The 19,306-nt window shown below is 70.8% G+C and carries 21 protein-coding genes and 1 pseudogene; 13 read left to right on the top strand and 9 right to left on the bottom strand.

The window, feature by feature from the left end:
* The 5 genes from LR393_RS10005 to ku all read right to left on the bottom strand — a co-directional run.
* The coding region (locus LR393_RS10005; protein ID WP_231483301.1) for a sigma-70 family RNA polymerase sigma factor at positions 1-605 on the bottom strand (605 nt) is incomplete at its 3' end.
* Positions 602-1,111 (bottom strand): ATP-binding protein, encoded by a 510-nt coding sequence (locus tag LR393_RS10000; protein ID WP_231483300.1) that lies wholly within the window; start codon positions 1,109-1,111, stop codon positions 602-604. The genes LR393_RS10000 and LR393_RS10005, both read right to left, overlap by 4 nt.
* A gap of 329 nt (positions 1,112-1,440) precedes the next feature.
* On the bottom strand, positions 1,441-2,709 hold the full coding sequence (locus tag LR393_RS09995; protein ID WP_231483299.1) for an MFS transporter: 1,269 nt from the start codon (positions 2,707-2,709) through the stop codon (positions 1,441-1,443).
* Between the two features lie 247 nt (positions 2,710-2,956).
* Positions 2,957-4,603, bottom strand: coding sequence for an MFS transporter (locus tag LR393_RS09990; protein ID WP_231483298.1), 1,647 nt, complete (start codon positions 4,601-4,603; stop codon positions 2,957-2,959).
* A gap of 159 nt (positions 4,604-4,762) precedes the next feature.
* The gene (ku, locus tag LR393_RS09980; RefSeq protein WP_269326922.1) at positions 4,763-5,698 is read right to left on the bottom strand and encodes a non-homologous end joining protein Ku; all 936 of its coding nucleotides are present in this window, start codon (positions 5,696-5,698) and stop codon (positions 4,763-4,765) included.
* 215 nt (positions 5,699-5,913) lie between these two features.
* Between ku and ligD (LR393_RS09975) the strand changes: the two genes are divergently transcribed.
* From ligD (LR393_RS09975) to LR393_RS09960, 4 genes are read left to right on the top strand one after another with little or no spacing between them, the layout of a single operon-like run.
* The gene (gene ligD / locus LR393_RS09975) at positions 5,914-6,858 is read left to right on the top strand and encodes a non-homologous end-joining DNA ligase (RefSeq protein WP_231483297.1); all 945 of its coding nucleotides are present in this window, start codon (positions 5,914-5,916) and stop codon (positions 6,856-6,858) included.
* Positions 6,859-6,867: 9 nt separating this feature from the next.
* On the top strand, positions 6,868-7,803 hold the full coding sequence (ligD, locus tag LR393_RS09970; protein ID WP_231483296.1) for a non-homologous end-joining DNA ligase: 936 nt from the start codon (positions 6,868-6,870) through the stop codon (positions 7,801-7,803).
* A gap of 22 nt (positions 7,804-7,825) precedes the next feature.
* Positions 7,826-8,419: a molybdenum cofactor guanylyltransferase gene (mobA, locus tag LR393_RS09965; protein ID WP_231483295.1), complete on the top strand. Its 594-nt coding sequence runs from the start codon at positions 7,826-7,828 to the stop codon at positions 8,417-8,419.
* Between the two features lie 2 nt (positions 8,420-8,421).
* Positions 8,422-8,679 carry a DUF6457 domain-containing protein gene (locus LR393_RS09960; RefSeq protein ID WP_231483294.1) on the top strand — a complete coding sequence of 86 codons (258 nt, stop codon included), beginning with the start codon at positions 8,422-8,424 and terminating at the stop codon, positions 8,677-8,679.
* Here LR393_RS09960 and LR393_RS09955 read toward each other — a convergent pair whose 3' ends face one another.
* Positions 8,680-9,747 carry an FUSC family protein gene (locus LR393_RS09955; protein ID WP_231483306.1) on the bottom strand — a complete coding sequence of 356 codons (1,068 nt, stop codon included), beginning with the start codon at positions 9,745-9,747 and terminating at the stop codon, positions 8,680-8,682.
* A gap of 148 nt (positions 9,748-9,895) precedes the next feature.
* Between LR393_RS09955 and LR393_RS37315 the strand changes: the two are divergent.
* Positions 9,896-10,178: pseudogene (locus LR393_RS37315) on the top strand (aspartate aminotransferase family protein); the annotation flags it as partial.
* Positions 10,179-10,229: 51 nt separating this feature from the next.
* A complete protein-coding gene (locus LR393_RS35140; protein ID WP_269326921.1) occupies positions 10,230-10,364 on the top strand; it encodes a hypothetical protein in 135 nt (44 codons plus the stop codon).
* Between the two features lie 90 nt (positions 10,365-10,454).
* Here LR393_RS35140 and LR393_RS09950 read toward each other — a convergent pair whose 3' ends face one another.
* Positions 10,455-11,252, bottom strand: a complete 798-nt coding sequence (locus LR393_RS09950; protein ID WP_231483293.1) for a hypothetical protein — start codon at positions 11,250-11,252, stop codon at positions 10,455-10,457.
* Between the two features lie 177 nt (positions 11,253-11,429).
* Here LR393_RS09950 and purD point away from each other — a divergent pair, with 177 nt between their 5' ends.
* A complete protein-coding gene (gene purD, locus LR393_RS09945; RefSeq protein ID WP_231483292.1) occupies positions 11,430-12,737 on the top strand; it encodes a phosphoribosylamine--glycine ligase in 1,308 nt (435 codons plus the stop codon).
* A 44-nt stretch (positions 12,738-12,781) separates the two neighbouring features.
* Here the strand turns inward: purD and LR393_RS09940 are convergent, their stop codons facing one another.
* Positions 12,782-12,970, bottom strand: a complete 189-nt coding sequence (locus LR393_RS09940) for an antitoxin (RefSeq protein WP_231483291.1) — start codon at positions 12,968-12,970, stop codon at positions 12,782-12,784.
* 146 nt (positions 12,971-13,116) lie between these two features.
* Here LR393_RS09940 and LR393_RS09935 point away from each other — a divergent pair, with 146 nt between their 5' ends.
* Positions 13,117-14,361, top strand: a complete 1,245-nt coding sequence (locus tag LR393_RS09935; RefSeq protein ID WP_231483290.1) for a GNAT family N-acetyltransferase — start codon at positions 13,117-13,119, stop codon at positions 14,359-14,361.
* Positions 14,362-14,454: 93 nt separating this feature from the next.
* Positions 14,455-15,618 carry a GDSL-type esterase/lipase family protein gene (locus LR393_RS09930; RefSeq protein ID WP_231483289.1) on the top strand — a complete coding sequence of 388 codons (1,164 nt, stop codon included), beginning with the start codon at positions 14,455-14,457 and terminating at the stop codon, positions 15,616-15,618.
* Here LR393_RS09930 and LR393_RS09925 read toward each other — a convergent pair.
* Positions 15,605-16,255 (bottom strand): MBL fold metallo-hydrolase, encoded by a 651-nt coding sequence (locus tag LR393_RS09925; protein ID WP_231483288.1) that lies wholly within the window; start codon positions 16,253-16,255, stop codon positions 15,605-15,607. The genes LR393_RS09930 and LR393_RS09925 overlap by 14 nt on opposite strands.
* Before the next feature lie 133 nt (positions 16,256-16,388).
* Here LR393_RS09925 and LR393_RS09920 point away from each other — a divergent pair, with 133 nt between their 5' ends.
* The 4 genes from LR393_RS09920 (at position 16,389) to purQ (ending at position 19,256) form a co-directional block, all read left to right on the top strand.
* Positions 16,389-17,690 carry an 8-oxoguanine deaminase gene (locus LR393_RS09920; RefSeq protein ID WP_231483287.1) on the top strand — a complete coding sequence of 434 codons (1,302 nt, stop codon included), beginning with the start codon at positions 16,389-16,391 and terminating at the stop codon, positions 17,688-17,690.
* A gap of 47 nt (positions 17,691-17,737) precedes the next feature.
* A complete protein-coding gene (locus LR393_RS09915) occupies positions 17,738-18,208 on the top strand; it encodes a nucleoside deaminase (RefSeq protein WP_231483286.1) in 471 nt (156 codons plus the stop codon).
* Positions 18,209-18,291: 83 nt separating this feature from the next.
* On the top strand, positions 18,292-18,549 hold the full coding sequence (purS, locus tag LR393_RS09910) for a phosphoribosylformylglycinamidine synthase subunit PurS (RefSeq protein ID WP_231483285.1): 258 nt from the start codon (positions 18,292-18,294) through the stop codon (positions 18,547-18,549).
* Between the two features lie 5 nt (positions 18,550-18,554).
* Positions 18,555-19,256 carry a phosphoribosylformylglycinamidine synthase subunit PurQ gene (gene purQ, locus LR393_RS09905; RefSeq protein ID WP_231483284.1) on the top strand — a complete coding sequence of 234 codons (702 nt, stop codon included), beginning with the start codon at positions 18,555-18,557 and terminating at the stop codon, positions 19,254-19,256.
* The last annotated feature ends 50 nt before the right edge of the window (positions 19,257-19,306 follow it).

Genomic DNA, 19,306 nt, shown 5'->3' with positions numbered 1-19,306 from the left:
GTGGGGGAGCGGTCGTGGGTGTGGGTGAGGGTTTCGCGGGCTTCGGAGACGCGGCGGCCGAGGTCTTGGATGCGGCGGGGGATGCGCATGGCCCAGCCGCGGTCGCGGAAGTGGCGGCGGATTTCCCCGACGATGGTGGGGACGGCGAAGGCGGCGAAGGCTCCGCGGTGGGGGTCGAAGCGGTCGACGGCGTGCAGGAGGCCGATGGTGCCGACTTGTACGAGGTCGTCGTAGGGTTCGCCGCGGCCTTTGAAGCGTTGTGCGAGGTGGTGGACCAGAGGCAGGTGCGTCTCGATGACCTTGCGTCGCAGCTGCTGGTAGTGCGGGTGGGTCGGGGGCATCGCGGCCAGGCGGTGCAGGTCCGGATCGCCCAGGGCCACGGCGTCGTCCGGGTCGTCGAGGTTCTCGGGTTCTTCCGGGTCGTCGGCGTCGTCCCGGCGTACCCGGGGATCGTCGGGGTCGTCGTCCAGGTCGTCGGGGGCCTCAGCGACGACCTGTTCATCGGGTTCCCGCGGGGGCGCCGACGGCTCCGGGCACCGGATGATCTCCGGCTGACTCCGCGGGAGCACGCGCAGGCGGGCGTCGGCGTCTGGCTGCAGGCTCACTTCTCCGCCCGCCCCGGCACACTGAGCTTGATCCAGGTGCCGTCCTGCCAGGTGCCGGTGACCACGTCGCCGGCCAGGGCCCGCAGCACCGACCAGGAGAAGCTGGCCTCGCGCGGCAGCTCGGCGACCGGCCCGGAGATGGTCACGGACAGGTTCTGGCTGCCGACCAGGCCGACCTCGAAGGCGGCGTCGAGAGTGCGGCCCGGGTGCGCACGACCGGCCAGCAACAGGGAGCAGGCCTCGTCCACCGCGATACGCAGGTCTTCGATCTCGTCGAGGGTCAGGTCCAGACGGGTGCCGAGCCCGGCGGCCGCGGTACGTACGACGGCGAGGTAGGCGGGGTCGGCCGGAACCCGCAGATCCACCGTGTCGAGGTTCCGGTCCTGTTCGACGACGCCGGAGCGCTGCCTACCGCGAATCGTGCTCACATCCCCCCGTGACAAAGACGGATCCTGGTCGTAGCGGTGCGCGGATCGTTCGTCACGGAACGATACCAATGTCACCATCGGAACAGGGTAGTGCACTCAGAGTTGTAGTTGTCCAGGCCTCAAGGCAAGGCCAAGCTACGGAACTCGCCCGGCCGGTCACGAGTAGTGAAGCCCCGTCCCCGTTCGGCCGTATAGGTAATTCTGCCCGTCCGGGGGCGCATCGTCCGCTGTTTAAGGCCTCACCCGGAAGTTTCTTGAGGACACTTCTGAGCTGGTCGCGACGGCAGCGAGAGGGCAACGCGACATAAGGAGCGATAGGCGTAAATCGCACCCCGCCAACTCGCTTCGCATCCGCACCGGGCCCGCCGAGGTGTTCCCACCCTTCTGTCCGCAGAGCGGGGGCGGGGTCAGCGCTCGCTCAGGGCGCCCTCGCGTGACTGAGGGGCACCCGACTTCGGAGGCTGGTGGACGTCCTCCATCGTGGTCGTGCGTACGACCTGCGGGCTGGGGCCCTCGGTCAGGCCGGCGTACACCGCGATCACGACGCCGAGGAAGCCGAGGCCGACCGCGACGAGGTTGGGGGAGTTGTAGCCCCAGCCGGCCGCGATGGTCAGGCCGCCCAGCCAGGCGCCGATCGAGTTCGCGATGTTGAAGGCCGCGTGCATGCTCGCCGCGGCGAGGTTGGGGGCGCCGCCGGCCAGGCTGATGATGCGGTTCTGCAGGGCGGGGAAGGCCATGGTGTTGGCGAACGGGAACAGGAAGATCAGTGCGGCCGAGGCGATCTTGTTGCTCGAGGCGAAGTAGAAGATCGCGGCGATGACGACGTTGGCGCCCATCGCGCTGTAGATCACCCGGGTGCCGTCGTAGCGGTCGGACAGGCGCGCGCCGATCAGGTTGCCGAAGGTCATGCCCAGGCCGAACAGCACCAGCAGGGGCGTGATGCTCGATTCGGCGTAGCCCGCGACCTCGGTCATCATCGGGGCGATGTAGCTGAAGGTGGCGAAGGTGGCGCCACCGCCGATGGTGGCCACGCCCAGGGACAGCCAGATCTGCTTGTTCTTGAAGGCGCTCAGCTCGTGCCGCAGGTGCGGGGCGTCGGGCGAGGACGGGTCGATGCGCTCGCTGCGCGGCACGGCCGCCAGCACGCCCAGGGCCCCGGCCAGCTCGACCACGGCGACCAGCACGAGCACCAGGCGCCACGAGGTGTTCTGCCCGATGAAGGTGGTCATCGGCACGCCGACGACGTTCGCGATGGTCAGCCCGGCGAACACCACGGCCATGGCCTGGCTGCGCTTGTTCTTCGTCACCAGGTTGGCGGCCTGTACGGCGGCCACACCGAAGAACGCGCCGTGCGGCAGGCCGGAGAGGAACCGCATCACCAGCAGCGACCAGAAGCCCGGCATCATCGCGGAGACCAGGTTGCCCACGGCCAGCACCACCACCAGGCTGACCAGGAGGCCCTTGCGCGGGAAACGGACAGACGCGGCGGTCAGGAGGGGTGCTCCGATCACCACCCCGATCGCGTAGGCGGAGATCAGGTTGCCCGCCTGGGGCACGCTGACGTCCAGGTCGTTCGCAATGTCCGGAAGCAGGCCCAGCGCGACGAACTCGCCCGTGCCCAGGCCGAAACTACAGATGGCCATTACCAGTAGTGCGCGCCGTACGGGAGTGATCACAGCTCCGCCGCCCCTTTCGCAGGTTTCCGGAAGGGCCAGGGCGCACGACGAACAGCCCAGGAAAATGCTCCGTCGAGGAGTAATTTCGGGCGGTGCGGGACAAGTTGCGGGGCGGCATCATTGAGCCCTGGTGCCGAGCGAGTCGACGACCGCTGGCGCCACTGGCTGATTCACAGGATACAACCGGCTACCCCGCGTCGTATTCCCCCGCCACGTAAACACTAGGTGCCATCGCGGATACTCGTTGTCACGGCCATCGCTCGCCGGGAGGAGTCCCCCGGTTCTGGAGGGCGCGGGCGAGGTCGGCGGCCGAGGCCCATCCGGGGCGGTGGCCGGAGCTCTCGGTCGTGCCGGGGCCGACCTCGTTCGCGCTGGAACTGGTGACGACGGGGATCGGGTTGGTGTCGTCGCTGGGCCGGTTCGGTGAGCGGCGGTCCCGTGGGGTGCGCTCCGGAATGCGGCGGTCCGGGATCTGGCGCTCCGGGATCTGGCGGTCCGGGATCTGGCGCTCCAGGAGACGATGCTCCACGAACCGTCGCTCCCGCTCCGGAACGGCCGGTCGGTGGTGGCTGATCCGGGGAAGAGGCCCGGTGTTGCTGTACCGCCCGATCACCGGGATCGGGTTGGTGTTCAGCCCCACCACCGGGATGCGGATCGGTGCCGTGACGGGGCGTGCCGGATCGGCGCCCGGCCCGGTGTGCGGCGGTGGGAGGGCTGAGGTGAGGGAGTACCGGGTGCGGGAGGCGTGCCACGCGATCAGGGCGGCGATCAGCCCCAGACCGACGGCGACCAGGTTGGGCGAGTTGTAGCCCCAGCCCGCCGCGATGGTCGCGCCGCCCAGCCAGGCGCCGAGGGAGTTCGCGATGTTGAAGGCCGCGTGCATGCCGGCCGCGGCCAGGTTCGGGGCGTCGCCGGCCATGCTGATGATCCGGTTCTGCAGGGCGGGAAAAGCCATGGTGTTGCAGAACGGGAAGAGGAAGAGCAGGAAGGCCGAGGCGACCCGGTTGCCCGCGCCGAAGTAGAAAGCGGCCGAGACGAGTACCTGGGCGGTCATCACGCCGTAGATCACCCGGGTCACGTCGTAGCGGTCGGCCAGCCGGGCGCCGACCAGGTTGCCGAAGGTCATCCCCAGCCCGAACAGCACCAGCAGCGGCGTGATGTCGGAGGCGCCGTACCCGGCCACCTCGGTCATCATCGGCGAGATGTAGCTGAAGGTCGCGTGGATCCCGCCGCAACCGATCACGGCCACCACCAGGGACAGCCAGATCTGCCGGTTCCTGAAGGCGTTCAGTTCCCGCCGCAGGTTCGGGGCGTCGGGCAGCCCGGGCGCGATCCGCGGGCTGCGCGGCACGATCGCGAGCACCCCCAGGGCGCCGATCAGCTCGACCACGGCGATCAGCACGAACACCAGGCGCCAGGTGGCGTGCTGCCCGGTGTAGGTGGCCAGCGGCACGCCGACAACGTTGGCGATGGTCAGCCCGGCGAACACGACGGCCATCGCCTGGCTCCGGCGGGCGGGTGGCACCAGCTGCGCGGCCTGCACCGAGGCCAGCCCGAAGAACGCGCCGTGCGGCAGGCCGGAGAGGAACCGCATCGCGAGCAGGCTGTGGAAGTCCGGCATCGCGGCGGAGAGCAGGTTACCCGCCGCCAGCGCCACCACCAGGCTGATCAGCAGGCCCTTACGGGGAAACCGGACGGAGGCCGCCGCCAGCAGGGGAGCACCGATCACCACACCCAGGGCGTAGGCCGAGACCAGGTGGCCGATCTGGGGCACGCTGGCATCCAGGTCGCTCGCGACGGCCGGCAGCAGGCCGACCACCACGTATTCGCCCGTGCCCAGCCCGAAGGTGCAGACGGCCAGGGCCAGCAGTGCTCGTCGCACCGGGTCGAGCATGCTGGCCGTCCTTCGCCTACATCTGGTCCTGTGCCCGACCGGGAACGGTGGCACCTCCTGGGACAGGGAGAGCCCGGGTGGGAACGTGACTGTGTCACAAGATGCGGCTAGCCGCCAGGTGGTGTTCGGGCTATCGGTCGGCCACTGAATGTTGTTGCGCTATGCCGACTTGCGGGCCGGGGTCTTCTTCGCCGCGGTCTTACTCGCCGCTTTCTTGGCCGGGGCCTTGCGAGCCGTGCCGGTCTTGGCGGCGGCCGTCTTGCGGGCCGGGCTCCGCGAGGCGGTCTTCTTCGCCGGGGCATCGGCCGGTTTCTCGCCCCGGGAGGCCTTCGCCCGGTCGACACTGGCCTGCAGCGCCGAGAGCAGATCCACCACCTCGGTCGTGGCCTCTTCGTCGGCCTTCGCCGGAGCCGGCTCCGCCCCCTCGAGCTTCGCCTCGACCAGCTGCACCAGGGCCTGCTGGTACTCGTCCTCGTACTGGTCCGGCTCGAAGTCGGCGGCCATCGAGTCGACCAGCGACGCCGCCATCCGCAGCTCCTGCGGGCGCAGGTCCACCTCGTCCTCGAGGATCGGGAACTCCGCCGCCCGGATCTCGTCGGGCCACAGCAGGGTCTGCATCATGATCACCCGGTCGCGTACCCGCAGCACGGCCAGCGACTCGCGCTGACGCAGGGCCACCTTCACCACGGCCACGCGGTCGGTCGCCTCCAGGGCCTCGCGCAGCAGGGCGTAGGGCTTGGCCGCGCGCGCGTCGGGCTCCAGGTAGTACGACTTGCCGAACAGCACCGGGTCGACCTGGCCCGTCGGCACGAACTCGACCACGTCGATCTCACGGCCGGTACTCAGCGGCAGGGCGTCGAAGTCCTCGTCGTTGAGCACCACCAGGCGCCCGTCTTCCGACTCATAACCCTTCGCCAACTGGTCCCACGCCACTTCCTCACCGCACACACTGCACATCCGCTTCATCCGGATGCGCCCACCGTCTTCCCGGTGCACCTGGTGGAAACGGATGTCGTGCTCCTGGGTCGCCGAGAACAGCCGGACGGGAACATTGACGAGGCCGAACGAGACCGCGCCCTTCCAGATGGCTCGCATCGTTTGTCTCCTCCGTTGTCGCGCAGTCGACCCTGGCATCGCGGGTGAAATCCGACAGGACATGTCAAGCCGGACACGCGGGAAACCTGGAACCAAGCATGACTGCTTGGTCTCACTCCTGCCAGTGTCGACTCGGTTACCCGGTGAAAATCATCGGTCCGCGCGGCGCCGCGATTGAGCACGCGATCGACACCGCCGTGTGCTCTCATGTGGCCATGCGCCCCATGCTCGCGACGCCGGCCGATGCCGACCGCGGGCTCCCGACCGACGCCGAACGCTGGGCCTACGAGGTCAAGTGGGACGGCTGGCGGGTGCTGGCCGACATCCACGACGGCGCCGTGCGGCTCTGGAGCCGGTCGGAGCGGGAGATCACCCCGGCCTTCCCCGAACTGGAGGCGATCGGCCGGGCTCACCCCGACGTGCTGCTCGACGGCGAGATCGTCATCCTCTCCGGGGGCGTGCCGTCGTTCACGGCCCTCGCCGACCGCATCCACGTGACCGACCGGCGCAAGGCGCAGGCGCTCGCCGCCCGGACCCCGGCCACGCTGATCGCCTTCGACGCGCTGCGGATGTACGGCGTGGACCTGAAGCGGCGTACCTGGCAGGAGCGGCGGGAGGCGCTGGAGCGGCTGCCCGCCTCGGGCGATCACTGGCAGCTGTCCCCGGTCTACGACGACGTCGGCATCCTGCTGCACGCCACGCTCGAGCAGGGGCTCGAAGGTGTGGTGGCCAAGCGGCGCGGTTCCGACTACCGGCCCGGCGTGCGCAGCAGTGACTGGCGCAAGCTGGCCCACCGCCGGGTGCAGTCGGTGATCGTCGGGGGCTGGCGGCCCGAGGTGAACGCGCGTAATCCGGTCGGGGCCCTGCTGATCGGCATCCCGCACCAGGGTCAGCTGCGGTTCGCGGGGCGGATGGGCAGCGGGCTGACCGCGCCGGGGGTGCAGGCCGACCTGCGCCGTCTGCTCATGCCGTTACAACGGGAGAAGTCACCGTTCGACGACCCGGTGCCCCGGGCCGACGCCAAGGGCACGACCTGGACGAGACCGAGCCTGGTGGTCGACGTGCGGCACATGGGCCGCACGGACAACGGGCGGCTGCGGCAGCCGGTCTTCCGGGGCATCCGGGCGGATCTGGAAGCCGAGGACGTCCGCCACGAGTAAGGGGGAACAGTGGCCGGAGAGGAACAGCTGGTCGAGGTCGGGGGACACACTCTGCGGCTGCGGAACCTGGACAAGGTGCTCTACCCCTCCACCGGCACCACCAAGGGCGAGCTGCTGCACTATCTGACCGGTGTGGCCGACCTGCTCCTGCCGCATCTGAAAGACCGCCCGGCCACGCGGAAACGCTGGCCCGACGGGGTAGAGGGAAGCATCACGTTCTTCGAGAAGAACGTGCCCCGCGGTGCCCCGAAGTGGCTGCGCGACGTCACCCTGCCCGCGCCGGGCAGCACCAAGGACCGCGAGATGGTGACCTACCCGCTCATCGACGATCTGGCCGGTCTGGTCTGGGCCGCGAACCTGGCCGCGCTCGAGCTGCACGTGCCGCAGTGGCGGGTTGGTCCGCGCGGCGCCGCGAAAGACCCCGATCTGCTGGTCATCGACCTCGATCCGGGCGCGCCCGCGGGGTTGCCGGAGTGCGCGGAGGTCGCCCTGGCGGTTCGGGAGAAGCTTGAGGACGACGGGTTGCACCCGTGGCCCGTCACCTCCGGGGGTAAGGGCATGCAGCTGTACGCCGCGGTCTCGGGCCGGCAGGACGCCACGTCGGTGGGCAACTACGTGCACCGCCTGGCCGAGCAGCTGGAGCGGGAGCTGCCCCGGCTGGTGGTGTCGCGGATGGCCAAGAACCTGCGCAAGGACCGGGTGCTGCTGGACTGGAGCCAGAACCACGCGGCCAAGACCACGATCTGCCCGTTCTCGCCCCGGGGCCGGGAACGCCCGACCGTCGCGGCCCCCCGCACCTGGGACGAGCTGGACGAGCCCGGCTCCCTGCGGCAGCTGGAGTTCGGCGAGGTGCTGGAGCGCTGCGGTGACCTCGGCGACCCGCTGGCCGGTCTGCTGCCCTCGGGTTCGCGGACCGGGGCCGGCCCGAGGGTACCGACCACGTGATCACCGGACTACGTTCATGATCATGGAGACGATGATCGCCCTGGGCGTTGTGGTGCTGGCCGGAGGATCCGGCGAGCGGCTGGGCGGGGTGGACAAGGCCGCCCTGACCCGGGCGGGGGTGACCCTGCTCGACGGCGTGCTGCTGGCGACCTTCGCCGCGGAGCGCACCGTGGTGGTCGGTGAACGCCGCCCGACGGTGCGCGAGGTCGAGTGGACGCGTGAGGACCCACCCGGAACCGGGCCACTGTCCGGGCTTCTCGCGGGCGTCGAGGTGCTGGAACCCGCCGCCCCGACCCTCGTCGGCGTTTTCGCGACCGACCTGACCAGACTGGGGGCACAAGACGTCCACAAACTCGTCGATGCCCTGCTCTCGGTCCCGCGCGCCGACGCGGCCCTCTTCATCGACGCCGAGGGGCACCGCCAGCCGCTCGCGGCGGTGTACCGCACGCCCGCGCTCATCCGCGTACTGCGGGAACTCGCACCGCTGGAGGGCCGGCCGATGCGGGCCCTGGTGCGGGAACTGGACGTGATCGAGGTGCCGGACCTCGGGGCCTCGCAAGACTGTGACACGCCGGAGCAACTGGCCCGGCTCGACGAGCTCGACGATGGGGAGTGACCATGCTTGAGGGCTGGGTGGACGAGGTCGGGGAACACCTGTCGATTCCCACGGGTGACGTGCAGGTGGCGGAGATCCTGGATCTGGCCAAGGAGGCGGCCCACGGCATCGCCCGTCCCGCCGCGCCGCTCACCACCTTCCTGGTCGGCTACGCCGCCGGTCTGAAGGGCGGCGGTCGCGACGAGATCGCCACCGCGGTGGGTGAGGTGCTGCGCCTGCTCGCGACCCGGCCCCCGGAATCGGAGACGGAAAAGGCCTGATCAGCCGGGCAGCAGGGTGCGGGCCTGATGCTCGTCCATCCCGGTGGCGCCCAGCAGGTCCACCACCACCGACCGGATCTGCCCGACCACCACGTTGGCTGACAGCGACTGCGCGCCGAGCTGCCCGGGGTCGAGGCGGGCGGCGAGGGCGGCCAGGGCGGTGGTGGAGACCAGGCGTTCCTGCGCCGTGCCCACCTCACCCTCCAGCAGGTGCAGGATCTCGGCCAGGTGATCGAAGATGTCGGCCAGGGCCATCGGCATCTCGGCGCCGGTGTCCAGGGCCGCGGCGATCCGGCGCACCGCCACGCGCAGGTTGCGCGTCGCCCGGTCCAGCCCGGTCAGACCGCGGCGGTACCGCAGCAGCTCGGGCTGGTGCCGCCGGCGCAACGGGGAGATCCGGCTGATCTCCTCGCCGCCGCGCAGGGCGTCGGTCCAGGACTGGATGTCGTCCTGGGTGCGGCGGGCCCGGTCGAGCACCGCGTCCGCCTGGGCGGCATCACCACTGCGCAGCACCGCCGCCGACTCCGCCGAGATCGCCGCCAGCTCGCGGATCAGGTCCTGCGCCTCTTTCCGCACGAACCGGCCCGGGTCGGCCGGCAGGAACGCGACGATGAGCAGGGCGGTGGTACCGCCGATCAGCGCGTCCTCCCACCGGTAGAGCCCGCCGCCGGGGGTCTGCGGCAACGCGGCCAGAAAGATGCTCTGCACCGCCGACTGCGTGGTCATCAGCGCACCGCCCCCGAGCAACTGGGCTATCGACATCGAGATCAGCACCACCAGCGTGATCTGCCACCAGCCGTTCCCGATCTGGGCGACCAGCAACTCGGCGATGCCCACCCCGATCGTCACGCCCAGGGCCAGCTCGACCATGCGGCGCAGGCGCTGCGTGTTCGACAGGCCGAGACAGACCACGGCGGCGACCGGGGCGAAGAACGGACGCGGGTGGCCCAGCAGATTCTCGGCGATGATCCAGGCCAGGGCGGCCGCGATCCCGCACTGGAAGATTGCGAACGAGTTCGTCCGGATCCTCAGAACCCCGTCCCGCACGGCCGTGCCCGACGTAGTCATCACGCGCCAATCCTGGGGGAGTAACCCCTACCCTGCCACCATGACGAGCACGCGTCCCCCGCTCCCGTCCACCGCACCGAAGGTGCCCACCGACCCGGACCGGGAGGAAAGGACAAAGCGGGCGCTGGAACTCGACCTCGAGTAAGCCTTCCCCTCCTGGCCGGCGCAGGACGGCCGCCGGCCCTTCACCGCCGACGGCGCCCAGGGCTCGTGGCTGTGGGACGGCGCGGGCATGCCCTGTCCCGACTTTCTCCGGCCGGCTCGTCCACACGAACATCGGCTTCTCCGAGCCCCGCGGGGTCCGGGCGATCGCCGACCAGGCCGCCCGGCTCGCCACCGTCGCGCCGCAGCGCGCGAACGTCGCGCCGCAGCGCGCGAACGACGCCCGCTCCGAGGCGGCCCGCCTGATCGTCGAGCGCGCCCCCGGTGAGGGGTTCCTGCTCCGGTCACCGTTCGCCTGCGCCGCCGCCGCGAACATCGTTGTGCTGAGCGATGACTCGCTGATCGAGAACGCCGACCGGCTGGGCCGTGAGGTGTTCGGACCCGAGCTCACCGCCCGGGCGACCAGCTCGTCCTTCATGGGTGAGGTGCGTGGGGCCGGTGCCTTCTGGCCCTGAACATCACCGACGAGGAGACCCGGTACGGCCTGGCCCTGCTCGGCGAGGCTCTCGCCGAGGTCGAGGCCAATCCGTAGAGGTCTGTAGAGGTCAGGCGCTGAGCGGCGGCGCCTGGCCCGTGGACTCTTCCCAGGTGATCGGGTGCGGCGGGGCCTCGAGCACCAGCGGGTCGTTCCAGAGGGAGTAGCTCGCGCGGAAGTCCTCCTCGCGGTGCAGGAGCACCTGGCGGGCGCCGTCCGTGCGCACGTAGGTGCGGCGCTCGCCGCCCTTCATACCCAGGGCGACAGTCGGGAGCCCGTCCAGGGTCTTGTGCTCGTACGTTCTCCACGGGGCGTCGAAATCGGGCAGGTCGAGCACGTCGTCGACCAGAAGGGGCATCTGAGTGGCCGCGAAGATGTCTTCCGTCTGGTCGTTCCGGGTGATCGAGATCCACTGCCCGGTCAGCCAACCCGGTGTGCCCGGTTCCTGCGGGGGCAGGTGCTCGCCGAACTGCACGTACCCGGTGTCTCCCTGAATGATCACCCGGGTCTCGCCCTCGGCGTTCACGATTCGGCCCAGGGCCTGGCCGTTCCGGTCGATGCTGATGTCGTACCGGATGTGGTCGCCGTAGTACACGGTATCGGCCTCGATGTGCACGGAGGTGGCGGTGAACGCGGCCTCCATCGCACTCTGCGCGAGCTCGCCCGCGTAGTCGTGATCGCTCGGCGGTTCCGAGGGGACGGGCGTGCTGAAGAGCGAGGTGACGGGCTGGGCCAGGGCCACGGCGGGATCGGCGGGCTGGTCGATGCGCTCGTTCACCCAGGTCAGGGAGAGGAGGGCGGCCAGGATCAGGACGGTGGCCAGCAGGATGACCAGAAACCTCTGGCGGCGGAGAGCAGACGACGACATGGCGGATCCGTTCGGTGAAAGTGTGCGCCGCCCCGTGGTTCCGGGCGGTGAGTCAGCCTAGTTCCGCTCCGTCCGGTTCTGTACCGATTTATTATGGGCGCGGGTCTCGATTGCGTGAATCCTGCTCCGGGCCGGAGCGGAGCGCCCGCACCCCCGGACCGATTACCCTCGTCCCCCGTGAAGGTTCTTGTGGTCGGGCCAGGCGCCCGTGAGCACGCGCTGGTCCGTTCTCTCGCCACCGACCCGGGGGTGACGGGGCTCTACGCGGCCCCCGGCAACCCGGGTATCGCCGGCCTGATCGGTGAGCGCAACTGCTTCGCCGTCGACGCCCTGGATCCGCAGGCGGTGGCCGATCTGGCCGGTGACCTGGCGGCCGACCTGGTCGTGGTCGGGCCGGAGGCGCCGCTGGTCGCGGGCGTTTCCGACGCCGTGCGGGCCGCCGGGATCCCGTGCTTCGGTCCCTCGGCCGCCGCCGCGCAGCTCGAGGGCAGCAAGGCCTTCGCCAAAGACGTGATGTCCGCGGCCGGGGTGCCCACCGGGGCCTCGTTCGCCTGCTCCACGGTCGCGGAGGCGAGCGTTGCCCTGACCGGGTTCGGCGCCCCCTACGTGGTGAAGGACGACGGCCTGGCCGCGGGCAAGGGCGTGGTCGTCACCGAGGACCTGGACACCGCCCTGGCCCACGCCGCCTCCTGCCTCGAGCGGGAGGGCGGCCGGGTGGTGATCGAGGAGTACCTCGACGGTCCCGAGGTCTCGCTGTTCTGCATCACCGACGGTGTGACCGTGCTGCCGCTGGCCCCCGCGCAGGACTTCAAGCGGGCGCTCGACGGCGATCTGGGTCCGAACACCGGCGGCATGGGGGCGTACTCGCCGCTGCCCTGGGCCCCGGACGACCTGGTCGACGAGGTGCTGGAGCAGGTCGCCCGCCCGACGATCGCCGAGATGGCGAACCGGGGAGCGCCTTTCGTCGGTGTGCTGTACTGCGGCCTGGCCCTGACCAGCCGTGGGGTGAAGGTGATCGAGTTCAACGCCCGCTTCGGTGACCCCGAGACCCAGGTCGTGCTGGCCCGGCTGGCCACGCCTCTGGGGATGCTGCTGCGTGCCGCCGCGGTGCAGCACCTGGAGCACGTGCCGGCTCTGGAGTGGCGCGAGAAGGCCGCTGTCACCGTGGTACTGGCCGCCGAGAACTACCCCGACACGCCGGTGCGGGGTGACGTCATCACCGGTGTGGACGACGCCAACGGCTGGCCCGACGCCTGGGTTCTGCACGCCGGCACGGCACTGGAGGACGGCGACCTGGTCGCCGCCGGGGGCCGGGTGCTCTCCGTGGTGGCAACGGGCGCCGATCTGGAGGCGGCCCGCACCACCGTTTACGCCGCGCTGGACCGCATCGGCCTGCGCGGTGGGCAGTTCCGTACCGACATCGCCGAGTCGGCGGCCGCCGCCGAACTCACCGGCCGGCTGGGTCACCCGGTCGCCCCGAACTGACGGACGGGTGTGCGGCGGGGTGAACCCGCCGCACACCCGGGGTCTTACTCGCCGATCGAGCCGTCCGCCTTCTTCTGGGCGGAGTCGACCTGCTTCCCGTACTTGTCCCCGGTGGCCTTGTCGGCCTGGTCGCCGCCCTTTTCGATGGCCTGGTCGCTGACCTTCTCGACCTGCTCCGGGTGGTCCTGGGCGTAGTCCTGGCCCTTGTTCTTGATGTCGTCGAACGCACCCATGTCGAACTCCTCCCATGGATCATGGTGGTACAGCAGCGATTCCGTGGGCCCAGTTCAGCCCGGACCGGCCGGGTCCGCGAGTTGACCATGCCCCTCGGGTCAAAAAGCACATGCGGGCCTCCTCGGCTGCCCGTTAGCGTCCCGTTGTGGCAACTCCCGTGATCGACATCGGCCCGGTCGGCACCGACGAACTGCAGGCGTGGGCGGCGCTGGCGCACCGGGCCTTCCTGGTCCCCCACCGGCCGACCGCGGCCCGGCTCGACCTGCTGCGCAAGGCGTCGGCCGACCAGCGGTTCCGGGTGGCCCGCATCGGCGACGTGGCCTGTGGCACCTACCGCACCTGGGACGCGGACCTGCCGGTGCCCGGGGGCGGCACGGCGAAGACCCTGGCAATCACCTCGGTGTCGGTGCTGGCGAGCCACCGCCGCCGTGGGGTGGCCACCGCGCTGATGGTGTCGTCCCTGGCCGAGGCCCGCGAGCAGGGCGCGGCGCTGGGGTACCTGATCGCCAGCGAGGGCGGGATCTACGGCCGGTTCGGGTTCGGGCCGGCCAGCGAGACCGTGCACCTCACCGTGAGCAGCCCGCGCCTGCGGTTCGGCGCCGGGCTCACCGAGGGCATCGAGCTGGAGGCGACGGACGACCTCGCGGTGCGGCTGGTGGCCCCGGAGCTGTACCGCCAGGTCGCCGCGGGTCTGCCCGGCGCGCTACCCCGCTCCGGCCTGTGGTGGGACATGTCCTGCGGCGTGCTCCCCGAGGCCGGTGAGGAAAGCCTGGACCGGCCCGCCGTGATCGCCCGGGACGCGCAGGGCGCAGTCGTCGGTACCGCCAGCTACCGGATCAAGGGCGACTGGACTCTCTGCACGCAGGCCGGCATCGACCTGCTCGACCTCACCGCCGCCACGCCCGCCGCCTACCGGGCTCTCTGGCAGTACCTGGCCGACCTCGACCTCACCGACCGGATCGTGGCGGCCGACCGGCCGGTTCACGAGCCCCTGACCTGGATGGCGACCGACCGCCGGGCCGTCTCCGAGACGAATCGCACCGACTTCCAGTGGGTTCGCGTCGTCGACGTGCCGGCCGCCCTCACGGCCCGCCGCGCCCAGGCCCCCGGGCGGGTCGTCGTCGAGGTGACCGACCCGGCCGGGTATTCCGCCGGGCGCTGGGAGGTCGATGCCGACGAGAACGGGGAGGTGGGGGTGACCGCGTCCACCCGCACTGCCGATGTGACTCTGCCCGCGGCGACGCTGGGCTCGGTCTACCTGGGCCAGAACCCGCTCACCAGGCTGTATTCGGCGGGTCTGGCCGATGAGCACCGGGCTGGTGCGGTGCGGCGGCTGGACGCGATGCTCGCCTGGACGCCGACCGCGATGGTGGGGCACACCTGGTTCTGAGGCGGCCGGGCACTGCACTACCGTCCGTGAGCTATTGCGGACGGAGCGAACATGGTGCGACTCTCGGGGCAGGCATCCTCGGGGGAGGTACGCATGGCCCGGAGCGCAGTGCACGGCAAGGCCCTGGTCGTCCTGACCGTGATCACGGCGGTGCTGTTCGGCATCCCGACCGCGGCCCGGGCGCAGCCGAGACTTCCGGCGGGAGACCCGGTCGTGGTTAGCCTGGGCGACAGCTACATCTCCGGCACCGGCGCGCGGTGGGCCGGTAACTCCGACGACTTCCTCTTCGACCGGGGCGGCACCGACCGGGCCTGGTCGCGCCCGAAGGGCAAGCTGTTCGGCAGTTCCGACCCCGCCAAGATCTACGGCGCGACGGCGAAAACCGGCTGCTACCGATCCGACTCGGCGCCGATCAACAGCGCCGTGGCGAAGGGGCTGAGCCTCGGCCGGCCGGTGAACCTGGCCTGCTCCGGGGCGCGTGCGGCCAATGTGCTGCGGGCGAGCGAGGGTGGGGTCGGTATGCGCGGCGAGCAGCCGCAGAACGACCAGCTCGCCGCCCTGGCCCGCACCAGCCGGGTGAAGCTCGTCGTGCTCTCGATCGGGGGCAACGACCTGAGCTTCCCCGACCTGGTCTTCCGCTGCATCACCGCCTACGCGCTGCGCAACGACCCGTGCAAGACCAAGCAGCAGCCGCGTCTCGACGTCGAGCGGCCCGCGATGGGCGCGGCGGTCGGCGAGGTGCTCGACGACATCCGGGCCACGCTCGCCGGGGCCGGATACCGCGACGGCGACTACCGGCTGATCCTCCAGTCGTACCCGAACCCCCTGCCCAGCGCCTCGGAAGACAAGTACGAGGGCTACCAGCGGGCGTTCAAGTGGACCGGGGGCCGCTGCCCGTTCACCGACCCGGACATGACCTGGACCGCCCGTCAGGTCACCCCGTCGATCGCCGCCACGCTGAAGCGCACGGCGCACCGGCACGGTGCCACGTTCCTCGATCTCAGCAACGCCTTCGACGGGCACGAGCTGTGCGCCGAGGGCACCCGGCACCCCAAGGGCGACCCGGTCTCGGCCGCCGTGGAGTGGGTGCGGTTCGTCGACTACACCGGGCAGGGCGACTACGCCGAGTCCCTGCACCCGAACTTCTACGGGCAGCAGGCGATCGGTATCTGCCTGGCCGGAGCCGCCCGGATCACGGGCGACTCGGCCTGCTCGGGCACCCCGGGCCGGGGCCTGCGGGGGCTCAGAGTTCGGTAGGTCCCTGACCGGCCAGGTCGACGATCTGCGCACCCTCGGGCAGTAGTCCGGCCAGGTTGCGCAGGTACACCGCGCGCCCGGCGGGCTGCAGCAGCCCGTCGTGGATCGGGAACAGCCGGCCCGGCCCGATGGCCCGCACGAAGTTGGCGGTCTCGCTGAACTTGGCCCAGGGCGCGTTCAGCGGCACGGCCAGCAGGTCGACGCCGTCCGGCTGGGCCCCGTAGGAGTCGCCGGGGTGGAACAGGTTCAGGTCGCCCGGTGAGCTGATGGTCAGGCCCAGGTTGCCGATCAGCGGGATGTCGGCGTGGATCTCGGCGTGCGTACCGCCCACCGCGGTCAGCGTCGCCCCGGCGATCGGGACCGGCTCGTCGAGCGCCAGCGGTTTCACGGCCACCCCGGCCTTCTCCAGCAGCGCCGCGGTCTCCGGCTCGGCCAGCACCACGGCCTGCGGGTTCCCGGCCAGCAGGGCGGGCAGGCGCTCGGTGTCGAGGTGATCCATGTGCTGGTGCGTCACGGCGATCGCGTCCAGCCCGGTCAGGTCCTCGAAACCCTCGGCGAACGCGCCCGGGTCGGTCAGGATGCGGGCGCCCCCGGTCTCGACCAGCAGGCATGAGTGTCCGATATGAGTGATCTGCACATCGTCCAGACTGGCACGCGGGGGCCGGTGATGCACTGGGGACAGGCCGTACCCCGGCGTACGTCTGGCCCGAAGGCCCCGGCCGCGCTGGTCGTACACGTTTCCGCAACACGTGGTGGGTAGCGTCGGCGGCATGGTGGAGTCAGGTGGACGGCTGGTGATCCGGGGCGCCCGGTGGCCGGGTGACGTCGCGATCGAGAACGGCCTGATCGTGGCGGTCGGTGTCGTGCCGCCCGGGCCCGGTGAACAGGTGCTGCGGGTGGACGGCGACATCCTCACCGCGGGTCTGGTCAACACCCACCACCACCTCTACCAGTGGGCCACCCGGGGCCGGGCCGTCGACTCGACCCTCTTCGGCTGGCTGACCGAGCTGTACCCGGTCTGGGCGAAGCTCGATCCGGACGACGTGTACGCCGCGGCCCTGGTCGGCCTGACCGAACTGGCGCTGTCGGGCTGCACGACCGCCGCCGACCACCACTACCTGGTGCCGCGGGGCGACGACCGGGTGTTCGACCGGATCGCCGAGGCCGCCGGGCAGGTCGGCATCCGGCTGCACCTGGCCCGCGGGTCGATGGATCTCGGCGAGGCCGCCGGTGGCCTGCCGCCCGACGACGTGGTCGAGGACACCGAGGCGATCCTGGCCAGCACCGAGGCCGTTCACGCGCGCCTGCACGACGGCGACCGGGTCATCGTGACCGTCGCACCCTGTTCACCGTTCTCGGTGACACCCCGTCTGATGACCGAATCAGCCTTGCTGGCAAGGCGTCTGGGCCTGCGTCGGCACACCCATCTGGCCGAGACCCTGGACGAGGAGCAAGCCGTCGTGCAGAGGTTCGGCCTGCGTCCCCTGGAATTGATGGACGAGTGGGGCTGGCTGGGCGACGACGTCTGGTTCGCGCACGGCATCCACTTCGACGACGCCGAGATCGCCCGGCTGGGAGCGACGGGAACCGGTGTGGCGCACTGCCCGTCGAGCAATGCCCGGCTGGCGGCCGGGATGTGCCGGGTGAGTGACCTGCTGCGTGCCGGGGCCCCGGTCGGTCTCGGGGTGGACGGCGTGGCGAGCAACGAGGACGGTGGTCTGGCCACCGAGATGCGGCAGGCTCTGTTCACCGGTCGGCTGCGCGCCGGTGACCCGGGGAATCTGACCGTGCGCCAGGCGCTCGATCTGGCCACGGTGGGGGGTGCCGCCTGCCTGGGGCGGGACGACATCGGTGTCCTGGAACCGGGAAGGCGCGCGGACATCGCGGTTTGGCCGGGAGATGATGTGCAGGACATCGCCGATCCGGTCGCCGCGCTGGTGCTGGGACCCCGCCGCCCCGTGCGGCACCTGCTGGTCGGCGGCGAGCCGGTGGTCCGGGACGGGATCCCGGTCGGCGTCGACCTGCCCCGGGCGAGAAAGGAACTCGCGCGGGTGTCGGAGCGGTTGTCCTGATCGGGCGGGCCTGACGATGAAACATGACGAACAGGAACAGGTGGAACATGGCCGACGAGACCACGTGGCTGAACCAGGCAGTGGCCCTGGCCGCCGAGAACGTCGCAAACGGAGGGGGCCCCTTCGGTGCCCTCGTCGTCCTCAAGGACGAACTGATCGCGACCGGCACGAACCAGGTGACCCCGACGCTCGACCCGACGGCGCACGCCGAGGTGATCGCGATCCGGGCCGCCTGCCGGGCGCTGGGCACCTTCAAGCTCGACGGTTGCCTGTTGGTGGCGTCGTGCGAGCCGTGCCCGATGTGCTTCTCCTCGTCGCTGTGGGCGCGGGTGGACCGCATCATCTACGCCGCCGACCGCCACGACGCCGCCAAGGCGGGCTTCGACGACCGGGTGTTCTACGAGGTGTTCGAGAACGAGCCGTCGAGCTGGCCCCTGACGCTGGCGCAGGTGTCGTTGCCGGGAGCGACGCTCCCGTTCGACCGCTGGGAGGGCAAAGCGGACCGAACGGAGTACTGACCAGGCGCGATGCGGCTCTGTCGGTGAGGTCGGGTAGCGTCTGACGTGCATTGAGCCACCTCTCCACCTAGGGAGCACACGTCATGGGTCGCGTCGTGATCGACGTCATGCCGAAGCCTGAGATCCTCGATCCGCAGGGCAAGGCGGTCGTCGGGGCCCTCGCCCGGCTCGGTTTCGCCGAGTTCGCCGGCGCCCGGCAGGGCAAGCGGTTCGAGCTCGAGTTCGAGGGCGAGGTCGACCAGGCCGTTCTGGACCGTGCTCGCGAGGCGGCGCAGACGCTGCTCTCGAACCCCGTCATCGAAGACGTCGTCGCGGTCCGCGCGGCCTCAGACCCGGAGTGACGGCCATGCGCATCGGTGTCGTCACCTTCCCGGGCAGCCTCGACGACCGGGACGCCGTGCGCGCGGTCCGCATCGCGGGCGGTACCCCGGTCTCCCTCTGGCACGACGACGCTGACATCAAGGGTGTCGACGCCGTCGTGCTGCCCGGCGGCTTCTCCTACGGCGACTACCTGCGCTGCGGAGCGATCGCCCGGTTCTCCCCGGTGATGAACGAGATCATCCGGCTGGCCGGCCCGCCCGACCAGGTTTCCTCCGGCCTGCCGGTGCTCGGTATCTGCAACGGGTTCCAGGTGCTGACCGAGTCGCACCTGCTGCCCGGGGCCCTGGTGCGCAACGAGAAGCAGCAGTTCATCTGCCGCGACCAGAAGCTCCGCATCGAGCGCACGAGCACCGCGTGGACCAACGGCTACGCCGAGGGCCAGGAGATCGTCATCCCGCTGAAGAACGGCGAGGGCGGCTTCATCGCCGACGAGTCCACGCTCGACCGGCTCGAGGGCGAGGGCCGCGTGGTCGCCCGCTATCTCGACGTGAACCCGAACGGCTCGCGCCGCGACATCGCCGGCATCAGCAACGCCTCCGGCACCGTCGTCGGCCTGATGCCACACCCCGAACACGCCACCGAGGCGGGCTACGGCCCCGAGGCCAACAACGGCACCGACGGTCTGGCCTTCTTCACCAGCGCACTGCAGGGAGTGCTCTCCGCGTGACCAGCGACAGCATCAACACCTACGGCGAGAACCTCGATGCTCTGGGGGCC

This window comes from Kineosporia mesophila, from assembly GCF_021129235.1.
In the GTDB taxonomy this organism is placed as follows: domain Bacteria; phylum Actinomycetota; class Actinomycetes; order Actinomycetales; family Kineosporiaceae; genus Kineosporia; species Kineosporia mesophila.
This window is presented reverse-complemented; position numbering and strand designations above follow the sequence as displayed.